This window comes from Sphingobacterium psychroaquaticum, assembly GCF_900177625.1.
Classification (GTDB): Bacteria; Bacteroidota; Bacteroidia; order Sphingobacteriales; family Sphingobacteriaceae; genus Sphingobacterium; species Sphingobacterium psychroaquaticum.
Genome location: NZ_FXAU01000003.1, coordinates 185,865 through 202,561, shown reverse-complemented (window position 1 = coordinate 202,561; position 16,697 = coordinate 185,865). Strand labels below are relative to the sequence as shown.

General features: G+C 42.5%; 13 protein-coding genes. 5 read left to right on the top strand and 8 right to left on the bottom strand.

Annotated elements, in window-relative coordinates:
- Window positions 1-23: 23 nt before the first annotated feature.
- Complete coding sequence (locus tag B9Y69_RS09235; protein WP_085472666.1) at window positions 24-2,438, top strand: ABC transporter permease; 2,415 nt, start codon at window positions 24-26, stop codon at window positions 2,436-2,438.
- Window positions 2,431-3,759, top strand: a complete 1,329-nt coding sequence (locus B9Y69_RS09230; protein WP_085472665.1) for a TolC family protein — start codon at window positions 2,431-2,433, stop codon at window positions 3,757-3,759. The genes B9Y69_RS09235 and B9Y69_RS09230 overlap by 8 nt, the downstream gene beginning before the upstream one ends.
- Window positions 3,760-4,097: 338 nt before the next feature.
- Here the strand turns inward: B9Y69_RS09230 and B9Y69_RS09225 are convergent, their stop codons facing one another.
- From B9Y69_RS09225 to B9Y69_RS09215, 3 genes are read right to left on the bottom strand one after another with little or no spacing between them, the layout of a single operon-like run.
- Window positions 4,098-5,261, bottom strand: a complete 1,164-nt coding sequence (locus B9Y69_RS09225) for an oxygenase MpaB family protein (RefSeq protein WP_085472664.1) — start codon at window positions 5,259-5,261, stop codon at window positions 4,098-4,100.
- 29 nt (window positions 5,262-5,290) lie between these two features.
- A complete protein-coding gene (locus B9Y69_RS09220; protein ID WP_134431753.1) occupies window positions 5,291-5,662 on the bottom strand; it encodes a hypothetical protein in 372 nt (123 codons plus the stop codon).
- A complete protein-coding gene (locus tag B9Y69_RS09215) occupies window positions 5,619-6,281 on the bottom strand; it encodes a hypothetical protein (protein WP_085472662.1) in 663 nt (220 codons plus the stop codon). The genes B9Y69_RS09220 and B9Y69_RS09215 overlap by 44 nt, the downstream gene beginning before the upstream one ends.
- A gap of 107 nt (window positions 6,282-6,388) precedes the next feature.
- Here B9Y69_RS09215 and B9Y69_RS09210 point away from each other — a divergent pair, with 107 nt between their 5' ends.
- Window positions 6,389-8,395 carry a M13 family metallopeptidase gene (locus B9Y69_RS09210; protein ID WP_085472661.1) on the top strand — a complete coding sequence of 669 codons (2,007 nt, stop codon included), beginning with the start codon at window positions 6,389-6,391 and terminating at the stop codon, window positions 8,393-8,395.
- A 50-nt stretch (window positions 8,396-8,445) separates the two neighbouring features.
- Here B9Y69_RS09210 and B9Y69_RS09205 read toward each other — a convergent pair whose 3' ends face one another.
- The 4 genes from B9Y69_RS09205 to B9Y69_RS09190 form a co-directional block, all read right to left on the bottom strand.
- On the bottom strand, window positions 8,446-9,162 hold the full coding sequence (locus tag B9Y69_RS09205; RefSeq protein ID WP_085473028.1) for a pirin family protein: 717 nt from the start codon (window positions 9,160-9,162) through the stop codon (window positions 8,446-8,448).
- A gap of 402 nt (window positions 9,163-9,564) precedes the next feature.
- Window positions 9,565-10,470, bottom strand: coding sequence for an aldo/keto reductase (locus B9Y69_RS09200; protein WP_085472660.1), 906 nt, complete (start codon window positions 10,468-10,470; stop codon window positions 9,565-9,567).
- A complete protein-coding gene (locus tag B9Y69_RS09195; protein ID WP_085472659.1) occupies window positions 10,457-11,191 on the bottom strand; it encodes a BamJ family beta-barrel-assembly machinery protein in 735 nt (244 codons plus the stop codon). Before B9Y69_RS09195 ends, B9Y69_RS09200 begins: the two co-directional genes overlap by 14 nt.
- On the bottom strand, window positions 11,191-12,177 hold the full coding sequence (locus tag B9Y69_RS09190) for a glycosyltransferase family protein (RefSeq protein WP_085472658.1): 987 nt from the start codon (window positions 12,175-12,177) through the stop codon (window positions 11,191-11,193). The genes B9Y69_RS09195 and B9Y69_RS09190 overlap by 1 nt, the downstream gene beginning before the upstream one ends.
- 142 nt (window positions 12,178-12,319) lie before the next feature.
- Between B9Y69_RS09190 and B9Y69_RS09185 the strand changes: the two genes are divergently transcribed.
- Window positions 12,320-13,258, top strand: coding sequence for a zinc dependent phospholipase C family protein (locus tag B9Y69_RS09185; RefSeq protein WP_085472657.1), 939 nt, complete (start codon window positions 12,320-12,322; stop codon window positions 13,256-13,258).
- Between the two features lie 2 nt (window positions 13,259-13,260).
- On the opposite strand, the gene B9Y69_RS09180 is transcribed toward B9Y69_RS09185, so the two are convergent.
- Window positions 13,261-14,736, bottom strand: coding sequence for an aminotransferase-like domain-containing protein (locus B9Y69_RS09180; protein ID WP_085472656.1), 1,476 nt, complete (start codon window positions 14,734-14,736; stop codon window positions 13,261-13,263).
- 52 nt (window positions 14,737-14,788) lie between these two features.
- Between B9Y69_RS09180 and B9Y69_RS09175 the strand changes: the two genes are divergently transcribed.
- A complete protein-coding gene (locus B9Y69_RS09175; protein WP_085472655.1) occupies window positions 14,789-16,663 on the top strand; it encodes a TonB-dependent receptor plug domain-containing protein in 1,875 nt (624 codons plus the stop codon).
- The last annotated feature ends 34 nt before the right edge of the window (window positions 16,664-16,697 follow it).

Here is a 16,697-nt window from a genome sequence, read left to right as displayed (position 1 = left end):
TTCACTTTCGAAAAACATCCACTATGTTACAAAATTGGTTTAAAGTATTTTTGTATAATTCCTTGCACAATAAGCTTTTTTTCTTGCTTACGGTCCTCGGATTAGCGACTGGGATGACCGGTGTTATCCTGTCCATGTTATATTGGCAAGACGAGCATGCCTACAACCGTTGGAACCCCAATAAAGACCGTGTATTTGAGACGATAATTCACCTGAAGGATAACACATGGGCATGGCAAGTGGCTCCATTAGCGACGCACCTGCTCGAAAAGAATGATAAAGTGGAGGCCGCACTCTACTATAAGCCATCCTATATCAGCTTGCCGATGAACTTTCAGGGCACAAAGTTATTCCTTAAGCAGGCCTTTAACACCCAAGGTAATTTCTTTGAGTTCTTCCCTTTCGAGATCAGCAAAGGAAGCGCCGCACAATTCAAAAGCACGCCTAATGCCATAGCTATATCGGCAGATGCGGTCAAAGAATACTTTGGAACTGTCGATCCCATAGGTAAAGTACTGACCAATGGTGAGCAACAGTATGTTGTCACGACCGTCTTTAAAAACGATAACAAGTCATCTGTTGCACCCAACGTCCTCATTAAATCTGTAGAAGAGAATATTAAAAACGGTATTAGTTACGGTGCTTGGGGTGATTTCAACTACGGTTTGATGCTCAAACTGAAAGACCCTAAAGATGCGTCCGTTGTAGAGAAACAATTGTACGATGTCTTCTACCATATTCGGGCAACCAAATTTGCGAAGGAAGCCGGCATCTCAGTGGAAGAGTTTATCAATAAATATGGAGACTTTTCCTTTGAACTCGTTTCCTTGGCAAACACCCGACTGCAGGCCGGCAAGCTTCCCACAGGAATGCCGGAGGGCAAAGGAAATATTACTTTCTTAATTATCAATATCGGTTTGTCTTTGCTGATCCTGGTGATATCGTTGTTCAATTATATCAACCTCTCGACTGCCTATGCCATTAAGCGGGCAAAAGAGATCGGCGTTCGTAAAGTAATCGGCGCAACGAATAAGGATATTGTCTGGCAACAGATACTAGAAACAAGTATCACAACGTTGATTGCGATGTGTGTTTCCTTTGCACTCGTAGAACTATTACTACCATATTACAATGTGCTCCTTAAAAAGGATATGAGCGTCAGTCTACTCACCTATTTACCTTACTTTATTGGTCTTCTATTGGTTGTTATCCTACTAGCAGGGGTCTTTCCAGCGTTATATATCGCTAAGTTTGATATCCTCAAAGTCTTGAAAGGAAACCTCTCCCGCAGCCAATCGGGCGTCTGGATACGCAACACCATGATTGTCCTTCAATTCTGTATTGCTTCCTTCTTTATCGTGGGTGGTATCATCATTGCGCGTCAGGTACGCTACACGATGGAGAAAGATTTAGGCTTTCATGCCGATCAGATCTTAAATATTAACTGGCAGGAATCCAGCGAAAAGAAGTTCCAAAACTACCTCCGTATAAAGCAAGATTTAATGCGCATACCAGGCGTTAAAGCTGTGAATGTAAGCACATTTGTACCTGGCCAAGGCTCCGGTTCATCCTCCAGTTTTCAGTACAAAGAACAAAATATACAGAGTCAAAATATGGGAATAGATTTCGGGTACCTCGACCTGCTTCAGATCAAAGTGGTTAAGGGCCGTGATCTTAGTCCCCATTTAGCTTCCGACACAGTCACTTCAGCTCTACTGAACATGACCGCCGTTGAAATGATGGGTGAAAAAGACCCGATCGGAAAAACGATTAGCTGGAATGGAGAAGATCTGAAGGTGGTAGGTATTGTGGATAATTTCCACCTCTTTGGGTTAGATGGTAAAATTCCGCCGATGACCTTCTTTCATTTTAAAACAGTGAAATGGATGCACAGCAATATCAGCTCCCTGTCGGTACAGTTAAAGGCGGACAATATGGAACAGACGATTGAAGCAATCCAACAATACTGGACCCAGAAAGTGGACACCGAACGTCCATTTACATATGATTTTATCGATAAAATATTTGCGCGAACATACGAGAACTATGTCAATCAACGTAATCTCTTTGCGATCCTGAATGTCGTCGTTATCAGCATAGCACTCCTGGGCTTGTTTGCCTTGGCTTCCTACACCATTGAACGCCGATTCAAGGAAATTGCCATCAGAAAAGTACTGGGGGCCGAAAGTGGTGAGCTTGTATTCAGCCTAAGCAGGCAATATATTCTGCTCTTGCTGATCGGCTTTGCTTTGGCGATCGTCCCGAGCTATTACCTCATGCAGCTCTGGCTAAACAACTTCGCATTTCGTATCGACATTCCTATTAGTGCCTATCTAATTGCTTTTGGGCTGATGCTGGCGCTGACTTTGTTGATTGTTGTTTCAAAAGCATATTCGGCAACACGCATTAATGCGTTAACCTACCTGAAATATGAATAACCAGTCTCTATATATTTGTTTCAATTCAATCATGTTGTTGATGTTGATGTGGCTACCAGAAATGGTAGTCGCTCAACAAAACATCAGCTTGGAAACTTGTATTCAAAAAGGATTGGAGAACAACCTCGATTTTCAGATACAGCAACTTAAGATTACCTATGCAGATAAAGCACAGCGAAGCAAAGGAAGTCGCTTTTTACCACAGGTGGCGGGCGGATTAACACACAACTATTCCTTTGGCTCCACCATCGATCCGGCTTCGAATGCCCGCGTCAGTTCCAATATCCAATCCAACAATTTCACCGTGGATGCCAATGTTTCGATATTTAATTTCTCTGAATTATGGGAAAGTAAACTATTGGGAGATGACCGTACCCTAGCGCTCCAAAACAAGGCGGTTCTCATACGCGATTATACCCTCCAACTTATTCAACTTTATTACGACACCTACGCTGCACAGGAATGGAAAAAAGTAGTCAGCAAACAACTGGAGCACTCCAAGGAGCAATTAGAGCGTATCGAAAACGAAGTTAATGAAGGCGCTAAACCTGTGAGTGATCTGTATGATATACAAGTCTTATATACACAAGAAAAGAAGATAGCCCTCCAGACAGCGCAAGAGGAAGCGAACAAAAAAGCACTCTTATCCCACTGGATTAACAGCTCGATCGATAGTTCCACAACATTAACTTTCATCCCCCCAGAAAACGGTCAAGTATTTATAGGTACAGGATATAGCCCCAACGTAAAATTAGAAGAACTAAAAGCGCAAAAGCTGACCCATGAGTACAAACAGCTACTTGCCGGTTATCTACCACGTGTAACACTGTCTTACAGCTACGGTACATTTTACTCCAGCACCATACAAGGAATTTTCGATACGTCCCTGCAATTTGGAAGCCAGCTACGGAACAACAAAAACCAGTTTCTGGGACTACATGTCCAAGTTCCTATCTTCTCACGCGGGGATCGACAGCGCGCACGGCAGTTAAAAACAATCGAGATCCAGGAGCAGCAACAGTTGGTAGAAAAAACACGTGTCGACTTTGAAAACAGCTACAGCTTGGAGAAACAGAAAAAAAGACAGTATGAGATGCTGGCACCAACTTTACGAGAAGGATTGGAAGTTGCAGAAAAATCATTACAAACAACACAGGCCAAGTTTGAATTTGGACGTATCGATATATCCGCGTATCGGATGGCGAAGAATCAGGTGCTCGTTGCCTCTTACGATTTACTTAAAAACAACCTCTATTATGCCATGAGTAATTCCTTATTGAAAGAGATGGATACGAAGTCGAACGAAACAGCTTCAAACTAGGGCACTCTTAAAAACGGCCGCTCTATTTTAAATGTAAAACGATGCGTTTCTTATTAAGAATAGGAGAACCTAGAATCAGAATAATGCATTTGGTATTAAATAGGCTTGTTTCTAAAACGGAACAACAATATCTTGCAAACAAACTACAGCATCTTCCATACAAACCGCAATATCTTATATAACAAATAGTCTATTAGTACTATTAACTACAGCATTTCATATGTCGCATACGCTATCCTTCGTTTAAAACACCATGCGAATGATACCACATAAAGTGTACCTCATATGAAATGCTTCATAATACGTATGTAATAAGTCAAAAGAAATGTTAAAGGAGTCTAGGTACTCTTATTATACTGTTGATAGATCTGTCGGACATGCTCTTGCTCTGCCGCTCCCTTTTTCACAAATTGTACACGATCCTGTTCCGACTGGATAGCACGCTCCTGTCTCCGATTTCGCCATACATTGGCCATAGCCAATCGACCAACCGTTGTTTTGGCGAGTCCAAGAACCTCACACGAAAAATCACCCAACAAATAATGATTATAAAAGAGATGTATTTCACGCATCATCTTGCGCATAAGAGCCGTCTTTGGGTAGAATGCATGCACAGGCTCCTCCTGTAAGGCATGTGCCAAATTGCGACTATCTTCATCCCCATCGCGCTGCGTCATCGTCCAGTAATATAGCTGTTCGATCGCCTCAGCTTCGTTGGTAGGTAACAGGCTCAAAGGGATCCCCAAAAGGTAACCAACGTATTTCCAAAAATGAAATAACCCCGCCACTTCTCGAGCCGTCGGATTGATCCCCATTTTACGTAACCCCACCAAGAAAACCTGCGTAAACCCCAAATGGGTCGCCAACATATCCCAGGTATTAAGTGGCACCCCCCATTTTTCCGTTTCCCATTCCGTCTTCTCTAGAATTTTGATTCGTGAAAAAGAGTGAATGAAACGTGTCAATATGATTTCCTGAAATCCATTTTCTCGAAACCCAAGATTTCCTGGTTTAGTAATATTCACCCAAAACTCAACCGTATCCGTTAGTCGTTTCACCGCACCTTTCTTCAGCGCCCCGGTATAAACCAGGGGTTTGTTGATCGCGGCGGATTCATAACCGCCCATTAGGCAATAGTCTCGCAAGACAATAAGTGACGTTAAACCAGGTCGCTGACAAAGCTCCTGCCCTACTTGTAATAAGTCCCAATCTAACCACGTCGGATTAACATCAATCTTGGCAAAGAAGTCATCAAAAATAAGACGAACATGCTGAGACAGGCCACGATTACCCAGATAATCGGCAAGCATCCGATTTCCTGCCGCGAAGCCAAACTTTAGATGAACATCAGTAACTAACTGATCTCCCTCACGATCGGCCTGATAAAACAAGGGAATGTGTTGTTCGGCTTGTTCCAAATCGAGTGCCTTACCGAGCTTCGCCAATAGCGTAACACCGATACCTTCACGCCAATAATGCGCAAAGGAAGAAGTATTATGCATATATCTATACGGTACTACCAAGGTTTCAATCAATTATCAAGGTTCCAATTAAAGTAATGTGCTTGCGCAACGATTCGCTCATGTTCGTAAACAAAGTCAAAATCTAAATAATCAAAACTGCAGGATTCTGTATCGGCGCAACAAAATTGTCTTTTAATAGCAAATTTAAGCCTGAAAGTTCCCTTTCTTGCTAAATTGTTATATCGAAACAAGTGCACCTGAAAATCTTCAAAATCTGGCGCTCCATCCTTATCCACTAATTGTTCGAACAGAAAAGCTTTCAAATCCTCCTGTTGCCGTGTGGCGAACAGTTCAAATAAAAGCTGCGGTCTCTCTACAATCGACTGAAACAGGAAATCAGGTAAATGCACTGTTATTGCTATCGCTGAATCTGTATTCATAGTTTAAAATTCTATCACAATTTTTATAGGCAAGAAACCATCGATCGCGCAGCGACAGATATACATTTTCTTCCAAGTTAACATAAGTAGATAAAGCGTTAAAGACGCTATATTCCAACACCTCAAGTTTCAACCGATGCAGGTTCTTGTCAAAAGTTATCCCACTCTTTCTAAGACAAACAGAAAATGGTTTTGTTTTTAATTTGCGAAAACCAATCTCCGAAATCAAGACGTTTAATCGCTCTTCCCAGACCCCTACAAACCGAAGCATTGTACTCCGTAATAATTCCTCTTGTAAGGATACCCGTTGACGTGCGGTAAGCGGTCCTTTTAGCACATAGCAATGTACTATATTTTTATCGATATAAGGTCTAATTTTCTGTCTTTCGATCTTTACCGGCCAAGAGCGATCAAAAAGCTCTAAGGTATCATACAACGATTCCTCGGTTGTACCCCTATCGCCTTCACATAAGCGTCGGATACTCCAAATAGCCTCTTGCTGCGGAAGTGTCGCTTGTACATAAACCTGCTTCACCGTTTCATCCCAGCGTGCAATTCGAATCCCCTCTTCCGCCTGCAGAAGGATCTCAACCTCAAAGCCATCGATTTCCCATACCATGCCGCCAAAATAATGAAAAAAAAGCGAGCTTTTCTTATCCTTCTTCCTCAGTAACCGTTTTTCCGCGCTACTTTTCTTATGTTTGTAATGACTAAAATTTATAACAAATGAAAAAAATTCTTGCCATGGCCACTATGCTGGTTGCAACGGGAGGATATGGAATTGCACAGACCCACCAAGCAATAAACCTATCCTACATGGACAACAGTGTTCGTCCACAAGATGACTTCTACAATTATGTGAACGGGAACTGGATGAAAACGGTTAAAATACCTTCAGATAAAGCACGTTGGGGCTCGTTTGATGAGTTAAGAGAAAACACGGACATCGCCGTTCTAAAAATTCTTCACGAATCGTTAAATCAAAAATTTGAAGCTGGAAGCGACGGCCAAAAAATCGCTGATCTATATAAATCTTATGTAGACTTCGACACGCGCAACAAACTCGGTTTAGCACCAATCCAACCTTACCTCAAGAAGATTGATGCCATCCAAAACTTTAATGACCTATACAATTATCTACTGGAAGTAGGTCCCGAAGGGGGAAATCCATTCTTTGGCGGATATGTGTACTCGCACATGAAAAACAGCGATAAAAACGCGGTTTATCTCGGAGGTGGTGGACTTGGATTAGGTCGTTCCTATTACCAAAAAGTAGACGAAAAAAACACGGAAACACTTGGGCAATATGCGACTTTTATTTCAACCCTTTATAGTAAAGTAGATCCGCGTACGCGTGATCTTAAGGGACCGAAGATCCTTGCTTTCGAAAAAGAGATTGCTTCCTATCTGAAAACAATCGAAGAGTCGCGTGATGCACAAAAAAGATATAACCCGGTAGCTGTAGCTGACTTAGGCAAGATGGTAAAAAACATTGATATCGCGAAGTACATCAAACAATTAGGATTCAAAGCCGACACTGTGATTATCAGCGAATTAAAGTATTACCAAAATCTAGACAAGATTCTTTCGCCTAAAAATCTTCCACAGATTAAGGAATACTTAAAGTTCAATATCATGAACGATGGAACAAGCTACTTAACGAAGGAGCTGGATGAGTTATCCTTTGACTTTTACGGACGTAAACTGCGCGGCCAACAAGAGCAACGTGCGCTCGACAAACGTGGTTTAGAATTTGTAAATGGTTCCGTAGGTGAATTATTGGGTAAACTATATGTAAAGGAAACATTCCCTCCTGAAGCGAAAGCCGCTTGTGAGGAGATGGTACAATACTTAGTTAAATCCTTTCATGTTCATATCCAGGATTTAGACTGGATGTCGGATGAGACAAAAGTAAAAGCTATTGAAAAGCTTTCTAAGTTTAAAGTGAAAATCGGATACCCAGACAAATGGAAAGATTATTCACAACTAAAAGTGGGAACTTCATTATTTGAAAACATCAAAAATGCAAACCACTGGGCTTTCAACGAAAACTTAGCAAAACAAGATAAACCGGTTGATAAATCAGAGTGGGGCATGACGCCGCAAACTGTAAACGCATATTACAGTCCGTTATTCAACGAGATCGTTTTCCCTGCTGCAATCTTACAGGTTCCTTTCTACGATTATAAAGCAGATGCTGCGGTTAATTTCGGTGGTATCGGTGCTGTGATCGGGCATGAATTATCTCATGGTTTCGATGACCAAGGGTCGCAATACGATGGAAATGGAAACTTAAACAACTGGTGGACGCCTGCGGACAAAGAGAAATTTGAAGCAGCAGCAAATGCATTGGTTGCGCAGTTTGAATCGTATGAACCTGTACCAGGTGTATTTGTGAACGGCCGATTTACATTGGGTGAAAACATTGGTGACTTGGGTGGTTCGTCCGTTGCTTTTGATGCCTTGAAAATGTACCTAAAAGATAAAGGAACACCAGGCTTAATCGATGGATTTACACCAGAGCAACGTTTCTTCCTTTCTTGGGCGACAATCTGGAGAACGAAAACAACAGATGAGTTTGTTGTGAATCAAGTTAAAACAGACCCTCACTCACCGGCTCAGTATCGTGCTTTCGCACCGATTATCAATTTGGACGCCTTTCATGAAGCATTCCAAACCAAACCGGGAGATAAATTATACAAACCAAAAGCAGATCGTATCAAAATCTGGTAAGGTTAACCATAAAAAAACGAGGATGAAATCATCCTCGTTTTTTTATGGTTTTATTTTAACATCGGTACTTCCATCAACAGGAACTCGGCATCGCTCTCTGCCTTAATTGTTACCGCATTTGTATCAGAAATCCCTAGGCCATCCCGGTCTACCATCTCTTTTCCTTCAACCGTAATTTTTCCTTTTAGGTTGAAGATATACAAACCATTTCCTTCTCTTTTAAAGGTATATGTATCTTCGTGCCCAGCATCAAATTTAGCCAAGTGGAACCAAGCATCCTGATGAATCCACACCCCCGCATCATCGGGATTTGGTGAAATAATTTGTTGAAATGTATTCACGCGATCTGCCGGATTCAATGTAATCTGGTCGTAACGGGGCTCGACGTTCCCCTTGTTTGGAATCACCCATATTTGGAGAAACTTAACCGTACGGTCGCTATTTTTGTTGTACTCACTGTGTGTAATTCCTGTCCCCGCACTCATCACTTGCACATCACCATGACGAATAACAGCAACATTATTCATACTATCCTTATGCTCCAAGTCTCCCTCCAACGGGATAGAGATAATCTCCATATTATCGTGCGGGTGTTTGCCAAAACCCATGCCGGCAGCGACGACATCATCGTTCAGAACACGTAACGCTCCAAAATGCATACGTTCTGCATCAAAGTATCCAGCAAAACTGAATGTATGTCTCGAATGTAACCACCCGTGGTTTGCATCGCCTCTAGAATCTGCTGCATGAAAAACAAAATTTGCCATAATCATATAATTTTAAGCCCAAACTGTCTAAAACAACAACTTGGTGTAAACAATGTTTGACAAAGGTGCTCAATTAGAACATGAAAAACATTGATGTATGGTAAGTAGTGGTTTAGTTTGTAGTGGAGAGTTCCTAGTGGGGAGTTCATGGTTCGTAGTAGAGTGTAGGAAGTACGAAATAGAGGCACAAGATCTTGTGGCTGATTGCTAGAAGCTAAATATTGTAGCTTGGACTTTTATTTAGAACTATATCTAAAGCACTTACTTTAGATATAGCTAACCTAAGCAGGACACGAGCCGAAGGCTCGCACCAGCAAGAGGCCAGCAAGGGTTTTGTAGAGTCACAAACCTTGAAGGATTCAGCGAGATGCGGAACTATATCTATAGCACTTACTTTATAACCTAGACAAGGTGGTCTGTGTAAACCAAAGCGCGCAACCCTTGCTCGAGGATCTCCTTTTCTTCAGCGGTTAACTTACGGAAGGACACAATCGATTCTTTTACCTCATGCAGTTGCGCTAAGGTGCGTACACCTAGCACTGTAGTCGCCACCACGGGGTTCGACAGGACATAGGCCAAAATTAATGTCAGCTTATTAATGCCCAACTTATTGGCCAAACGTTCCACATTTCTATTGGCATGCGCCACCTCACTAGAGCGAAGCTGCAGATAATTCTGCGCCGGTTTATCCAGCAGCAAACCTTGCGCCAAGGCACCACGCGCAATCACAGAAATCCCCTGCTGCGATAAGGTTTTAAAAAGCGATTCCGGTCTACGATCCAATAAGCTGTATTGCATCATGACACTGGTTATGTTTGAACGCTCAGCATATGCCTTGATTACGTTTGGACGAATTGAAGACAACCCATAATACCGAATCTTCCCCGCCCGTTGAAGCAACTCAAAAGCTTCAATAATCTCATCGATGGGATCTTCGATCATGCCCCCATGCAACTGATAGAGGTCGATATAATCTGTCTTTAGGCGAGAAAGTGAAGACTCTACTGTCTTTAAAATATACGGCTTAGAAGCCTTCCAACTCCACGTGGTCCCATCAGAGTTCCACTGGTTCCCTACCTTGGTCGCCAATACGACCTGAGAACGTACACCTTGCAGGGCACGTCCGACCAATGCTTCATTCAGACCCCGTTCATACAGATCGGCCGTATCGAAATAGGTCATGCCTAAATCGACGGCCTCTCGTATAATATCAATATTTAACTTGGTCGCTCCTCCCCGCACAGACATCGTTCCCAGGCTAATTGCCGAAAGTTGGAGGTCGCTTTTTCCAAGTTTAATTTGTTGCATCTTTTGCTTTTATTCCTAATAATTCAATATCAAATACCAACGCACTGAAAGGAGGAATCTCTCCCGCACCACGCTCTCCGTAACCCAAGTCTGAAGGAATATACAATCTATATTTCGCACCTACCGACATCAATGGGATCCCCAGTTGCCAGCCACGGATAACGCGTGCCAATGACAGATCCAAAGGTGTTCCCCGATCATAAGAGCTATCAAAAACCTTACCATTGGCTAACGTACCTTTATAGTGTACATTTACCTCATCATCGACAGTGGGCTTAGGTCCATTCCCTTCCGCTATCACCTCGTAATACAAGCCATCCTGCAAATGCTTTACATTAGGTTTGGTCTTTAGGGTAGCAAAAAAAGCATTCTCTTCTTTCTTCAGGGCTTCCATTTTCAGATCTGCTGCTTTATTAAATGCATCTTTTATGATACGCATTTTCTCTTCTTCTCCAAAGAGCGCTGTTTTACTTTGCAACACATCTTCCAACCCTTTCATAAAACTCGCTGATTGTATTTTCACACCGCTCGAGGCCAATGATTTGGCCACATCCATCCCCACGGCGTAGGAAACAGAATCCACGACCGTTTTAGGCGCGGTTTTAACAGCTGCCTTCGCTGCCGGCTTTGCAGCCGTTTTCTTTGCTTGGGCATAGGTCGGCAGGGTATACATTCCTGTTACAAACAACAATGCTGCCGCTATCTTACAATATTTATTCATTATTTATGGTTTTCTACAATAGAAGATACCACCGCACGGGTGATATCCGGATAATCTACATGGACTGTATTTTTACTATTCAACCACGATTCAATTGCGTAGTCAAACTTACGTTTTAAGCTGTTGATAACAGGGACGCCCATTTGTTCTAAGGCGGCTGCATTTAAATGTTGTTCGTACTGATTCTTCATCGGGATAACCAACAACTTCTTGCCCAGATATAAAGCTTCCGCGGGCGTCTCAAAACCTGCACCACATAAAACACCAGACGAAGTCGCCATGCTTTTCACAAAAGTCTCGCTCTGGATCGGATTAATAGACACATTCTTTACGGTAAACGGTTTTTTATTGTGCTTGGAATAAACATCCCACCGTACATCTGGAAATTTAGATAGATTCTTCAGAAGGTGCGCATCATCGTAGGAAGGTAAGTATACCGTATAATGCCCTTTGTCTTGCGGTTCCAATTCCCGAATAGACTGCCGAATGACAGGTGTAAATATCTGATTGCTATACGCCTTAAAGTGAAATCCGTACGAACTACTGGTGGGTGCATAATTCTTCATGATAAATTTACCCAGCATATCCGATTCATCAGGCTTTGGGCTGGCTGCATCCAAAGCTGCTATCTGGTGGCTTAATCCAATACATGGAATATCCTTCGTTTGACAAGCCCACGCCGAGATTGGTTCGAAGTCATTAATGATTAAGTCATACGCTTCTATAGGCAAACTGTTTATTTCCTGCATGAATTTACGCACGGTGGAACTCATAAAAGTGCGCCATAGATCTACCCCACCGGACTTACCGAAAATAAAACTAAGCCCATGGAGCTTATACTTCACCTCAAAAGGTAAGCCAATATCGGCTTGTATACCACTCACCAAGACGTCCACACTTCCCATTTCTCTGAGTATTGGGATAATATCGAGGGCCCGACATAAATGACCGTTTCCGGTTCCCTGCACAGCATACAAAATCTTCATATTGAATTAGCTCATTTTGCCTGCCTAAAATAGTAAATTTTATCGAATTGTAATGTTTATTTCGTGATTCATTCTTCCTTCAATTTCAAATTTAACCGCTTTTCCATGGGATTCTAAACAATAAACTGTAATTTAAAAAGATATGAAAGCCAGAAAACTATTTGCTTTATGCTTTGGTATCTGGATGTTGTGTTGTTCCTGGGGCTTTTACGCGCATCGCGTTATTAATAAGTCGGCTGTTTTTACGCTCCCTGCACCCCTATCCGGTTTTTACAAAATGCATATCCATCACATTACAGAAAAAGCGGTCGATGCCGACAAGCGTTGTTATGTCGACAGCGCGGAGTCTCCTCGACATTACATCGACATAGACCGATATAGCGAAGAATCGGGCGGCCCTATCCCGGTACACTGGAGCAACGCCAAGGAAAAATATGGCGAACGCAAGCTGCTGGCTCGTGGCGTTGTGCCATGGCAAATTTACTTGACTTACCAAAAACTGGTTCAAGCTTTCTATGATAAGCATCCCGAACGGATCATTAGGTATGCCGCCGACCTGGGGCACTATGTTGCGGATGCGCATGTCCCCCTGCACACCACCGCGAATTACAACGGACAGTACAGCGATCAAATAGGCATTCATGCGTTTTGGGAAAGTCGGCTTCCTGAAATGTTTAGCGAAACCTACAATCTCCATGTTGGTAAGGCAAAATACATCAGTGACCCTTTAGCTATGGCATGGCAGATCGTTCGAGAGAGCAATGCCCACGTAGATAGTGTGCTGCTTATTGAAAAAGAACTATCCCAAACCTTCCCCAAGCACCAACAAAAAGGCTACATCAATAGAAAGCATATACTTACCTACACCTATTCGGATCCCTATGCAACGGCCTATCATAACAACATGAACGGTATGGTAGAAGCACGGATGCGGCAATCCATCCAACGCTTGGGATCTTATTGGTTCTCGGCGTGGGTCGCTGCGGGACAGCCAACGCTTGCACCATTAAAAAAAGTAAACCTCGGCGATAGTCCTACCTTAAAAGAGCACAAGATCATCGGACGTGAAGAATGGCACTAACCTCAGATACTTTGCTTTAAGATGCCTACGGCGACCTCCATTTCGGCTACGCTAAGATGCCCAAAACCGATTCGCATAGCAGATACCGTTTGATTTTGATAGAGCAGCGTCTTAGGAATCAAGAGATCATTTTTAGCACATTGACCCGCTACTCGCAAGAGAGAAATCTGTGTATCCCATCGCGTCCAGATGGCCAAACCTCCCGAAGGGATTTGAAAATCGAGCACCCCCCCGAGTTCAGAACGCAGAAGTGCACAGCAGACATCGCGTCGTTCACGATATACTTTCAAGGATTTTTTCAAATGGCGGTGAATTTCACCTTCTTCAATCATTTCCCCCAATGCGTACTCCATCACAACATCCCCTTGACGATCAATTATGCCTAAATACTTCCGCATCTCTACCATAATATTATCTGGAGCGACCACGAAGCCGGTTCTAAACGCCGGCGCCAAAGATTTTCCAAACGAACCGACATAGATAACCATCCCATTCAAATCAGCACTGGCCAAGGGCATCATTACAGATTTATCATATTGAAAATCATAATCGTAATCATCTTCCACAATGGCAAAGCCAAAGGAAGTTGCCAACTGTAAGAGATCCACACGTCGTTGCGCAGACAAGGTTACCGTTGTCGGATAATGATGGTGTGGCGTGATATAAACCATCCGTATCTGGCCCGGCTGAAAATGTTGCCGGATATAAGATACATCAATCCCTTCATCATCGATAGGAATCGTTAAAATACGCGCGCCCATCTTTTGAAAAACCATATTAACAGTAAACATGCTCAATGCACCAACCAATACCACGTCGTTTGGAGATAATAGCGTTTGAGAAATAATATATAGGCTCATTTCAGCACTCCGCGTAATCAGTAAATTTTCCTTACCGATATGCAGTCCGCGCGACATATTGAGAAAATTGCTAAGTTGTTCCTTAAAATACTCGCTTCCCTCCTGGTTATATGCACCAATACGCTTGCGATTGCTTTTCCGTTTCATGGAAGCGCTATACACCCGTGTTAAGTTTTGTAGTTGAGTCAGGCGGATATCAGGAACACCATCATTAAAAGTATAGCGACACTGCGCATAGTCAAACGGGTTATCTAGTATATTAGACCGACGAAAGTCATATCCCGTTTGTTGTGGATATTTCGCTAAAGAGGTCAGTTGCTCATAAGGTTTATAAATTTTCACTTCTTGACCTTGGGCAATAACAAAAGTTCCCTTATTGGGGCGAACTTCCACCCAGCCCTGTGCTTCCAGCTCCCCATATATAGCAACTGCTGTTTTTCGATGCACCACCAATAAATGCCCTAAAACCCGTGTTCCCGGCATTTTTGTCCCAACCAAAAGATAGCCCCGTTGAATAGCATTAACCAATTGTTGTACGGCTTGTAAGTAAATCGGCATCTGTGCCTTTCTATCCAACTTCACAATGGTTAGTAATAAATTCTCAACCGGACTACTCATATTTTAAAAAACGGATCAGTTAAACAATCCGGAAAGATAGCACTTTTGCAGCATGAACAATAAAATAAAAACATATTTACTAACATCCGCCGCTTTGATTCCATTCATTGGCACCGGACAAAATGTAAAGCAGGACAGTATTAAAGAAATAATTATCACAGAAAACAGACTACAAATACCTTTTAGTAAAGACAATAGAAATATCGAAATAATGACAGCTGCCGATATCAAAAAGCTACCGGCTCGCTCATTAAATGAAGTTCTCCCTTTCTTAAACGGTGTGGATGTTCGCCAACGTGGCCCTTTTGGCACACAAGCTGATGTGAGCATAGATGGAGGCAGCTTTGAGCAAACACTCATCTTACTGAACGGAATTAAGGTCTCCGATCCACAAACGGCACACCACAATTTAAATCTACCTATTCCATTAGAGTCGATCGAACGGATAGAAGTAATCCGTGGCGCCGCTGCCCGCATTTATGGTATCAATTCGTTGACAGGTGCCATTAACATCGTAACCAAGCGCGTTGAAAACAGCAGTATCACAGCACATATTTATGGTGGCTCTTCCTTTAAAAACAGAGATGAAGAAGAAAAGGATGGAATCTATTATGGTGCGGGCGCACAACTGGGGGCTGCCTGGTACCAAGAAAAACATCAACATCAGCTATACTACAGTAAGGAAAAAACAAATGGACAGCGGTATAACACCGCAGCACAAAACGACAAAATACATTACCAAGGAAATCTAACAATAGACAGCCGTCACCAGGCCGAGTGGATGGGTAGTTATATGTATAACAAATTTGGCGCAAATGGGTTCTATGCTGCTCCCGGTGATAAAGAATCGGAAGAGATTGTAGAAACAGTGTTGGCAAGCCTTGCTACCAGGCATCAACTGACCGACAATCTTTCGTTGAACCCACGCATTAGCAATCGTTATAATGAGGACGACTATCGTTATTTTAGAAATGATCTATCCCGCGCACGTAGCCGCCATTACAACAATGCGTTCAGTATGGAGTTAAACAGTAGATACCAAACGTCATTCGGTGATTTTGGATTGGGCTGGGAAAGTCGATTGGAGCGCATAAGTAGTTCAAATATTGGTCAACACGACCGCAACAACCATGGTGCTTATGCCGAATTTCGCACCGAAAAATTAAACAAATTAATCGTCAATATCGGCGCCTATTTAAATTACAATAGTCAATATGGCTGGCAATTGTACCCTGGTATTGATATGGGGTACCAACTCGATAACCGATGGAAGTTAGTGCTTAATGCCGGCTCGAGTCAACGTATACCATCCTTTACCGATCTATATCTGAAACAACCCAGCAATGTGGGAAATGCAGCGTTAAGCCCCGAGAATGCATGGCAAATAGAAGGGGCCATAAAATATCAGCATAAAGGTGTTACCGCACATGCAGGATATTTCCATCGTCGTATAAAAAGTTTCATTGACTGGGTTCGCAACGACAACACACAACCATATCAACCCTTTAACATGGGCAACAATATTGTCAATGGGGTAAACACGAATATCAACTACACATTAGGCTCTGTCAATCATTGGTTCTATCAAATTAACCTAGGTTATAATTATCTACACCCGAGTATGGAGACCGATCCCAATTTGATTTCAAAATATCAAATGGAGAACCTGAAACATCAGGCAAAATTAGTACTATCGGCAACGCAGGATCGTTGGTCCATTTCTCTTGCAAATCGGTTGAATCAACGTATTTCAAACAAAAGCTACTTCCTTTCTGATGCGCGTTTAAGTTATACCGCAGGTGCCTTCCAGGTATATGCAGATTTTCAAAATCTATTCGATGTTACCTATATTGAGAGTATGGCGATCCCGATGCCGGGTCGTTGGTACAACATGGGCTTACGCTACCAATGGAATGCGAAAAAATAAACAAGTTTCTTTCGTTGCTCGACCTATTGATATA

Coding starts and splice junctions, on each gene's coding strand:
- B9Y69_RS09235 (WP_085472666.1), top strand. CDS start 24: ATGTTACAAAATTGGTTTAAAGTATTTTTGTATAATTCCTTGCACAAT.
- B9Y69_RS09230 (WP_085472665.1), top strand. CDS start 2,431: ATGAATAACCAGTCTCTATATATTTGTTTCAATTCAATCATGTTGTTG.
- B9Y69_RS09225 (WP_085472664.1), bottom strand. CDS start 5,261: ATGCATAATACTTCTTCCTTTGCGCATTATTGGCGTGAAGGTATCGGT.
- B9Y69_RS09220 (WP_134431753.1), bottom strand. CDS start 5,662: ATGAATACAGATTCAGCGATAGCAATAACAGTGCATTTACCTGATTTC.
- B9Y69_RS09215 (WP_085472662.1), bottom strand. CDS start 6,281: ATGGTATGGGAAATCGATGGCTTTGAGGTTGAGATCCTTCTGCAGGCG.
- B9Y69_RS09210 (WP_085472661.1), top strand. CDS start 6,389: ATGAAAAAAATTCTTGCCATGGCCACTATGCTGGTTGCAACGGGAGGA.
- B9Y69_RS09205 (WP_085473028.1), bottom strand. CDS start 9,162: ATGGCAAATTTTGTTTTTCATGCAGCAGATTCTAGAGGCGATGCAAAC.
- B9Y69_RS09200 (WP_085472660.1), bottom strand. CDS start 10,470: ATGCAACAAATTAAACTTGGAAAAAGCGACCTCCAACTTTCGGCAATT.
- B9Y69_RS09195 (WP_085472659.1), bottom strand. CDS start 11,191: ATGAATAAATATTGTAAGATAGCGGCAGCATTGTTGTTTGTAACAGGA.
- B9Y69_RS09190 (WP_085472658.1), bottom strand. CDS start 12,177: ATGAAGATTTTGTATGCTGTGCAGGGAACCGGAAACGGTCATTTATGT.
- B9Y69_RS09185 (WP_085472657.1), top strand. CDS start 12,320: ATGAAAGCCAGAAAACTATTTGCTTTATGCTTTGGTATCTGGATGTTG.
- B9Y69_RS09180 (WP_085472656.1), bottom strand. CDS start 14,736: ATGAGTAGTCCGGTTGAGAATTTATTACTAACCATTGTGAAGTTGGAT.
- B9Y69_RS09175 (WP_085472655.1), top strand. CDS start 14,789: ATGAACAATAAAATAAAAACATATTTACTAACATCCGCCGCTTTGATT.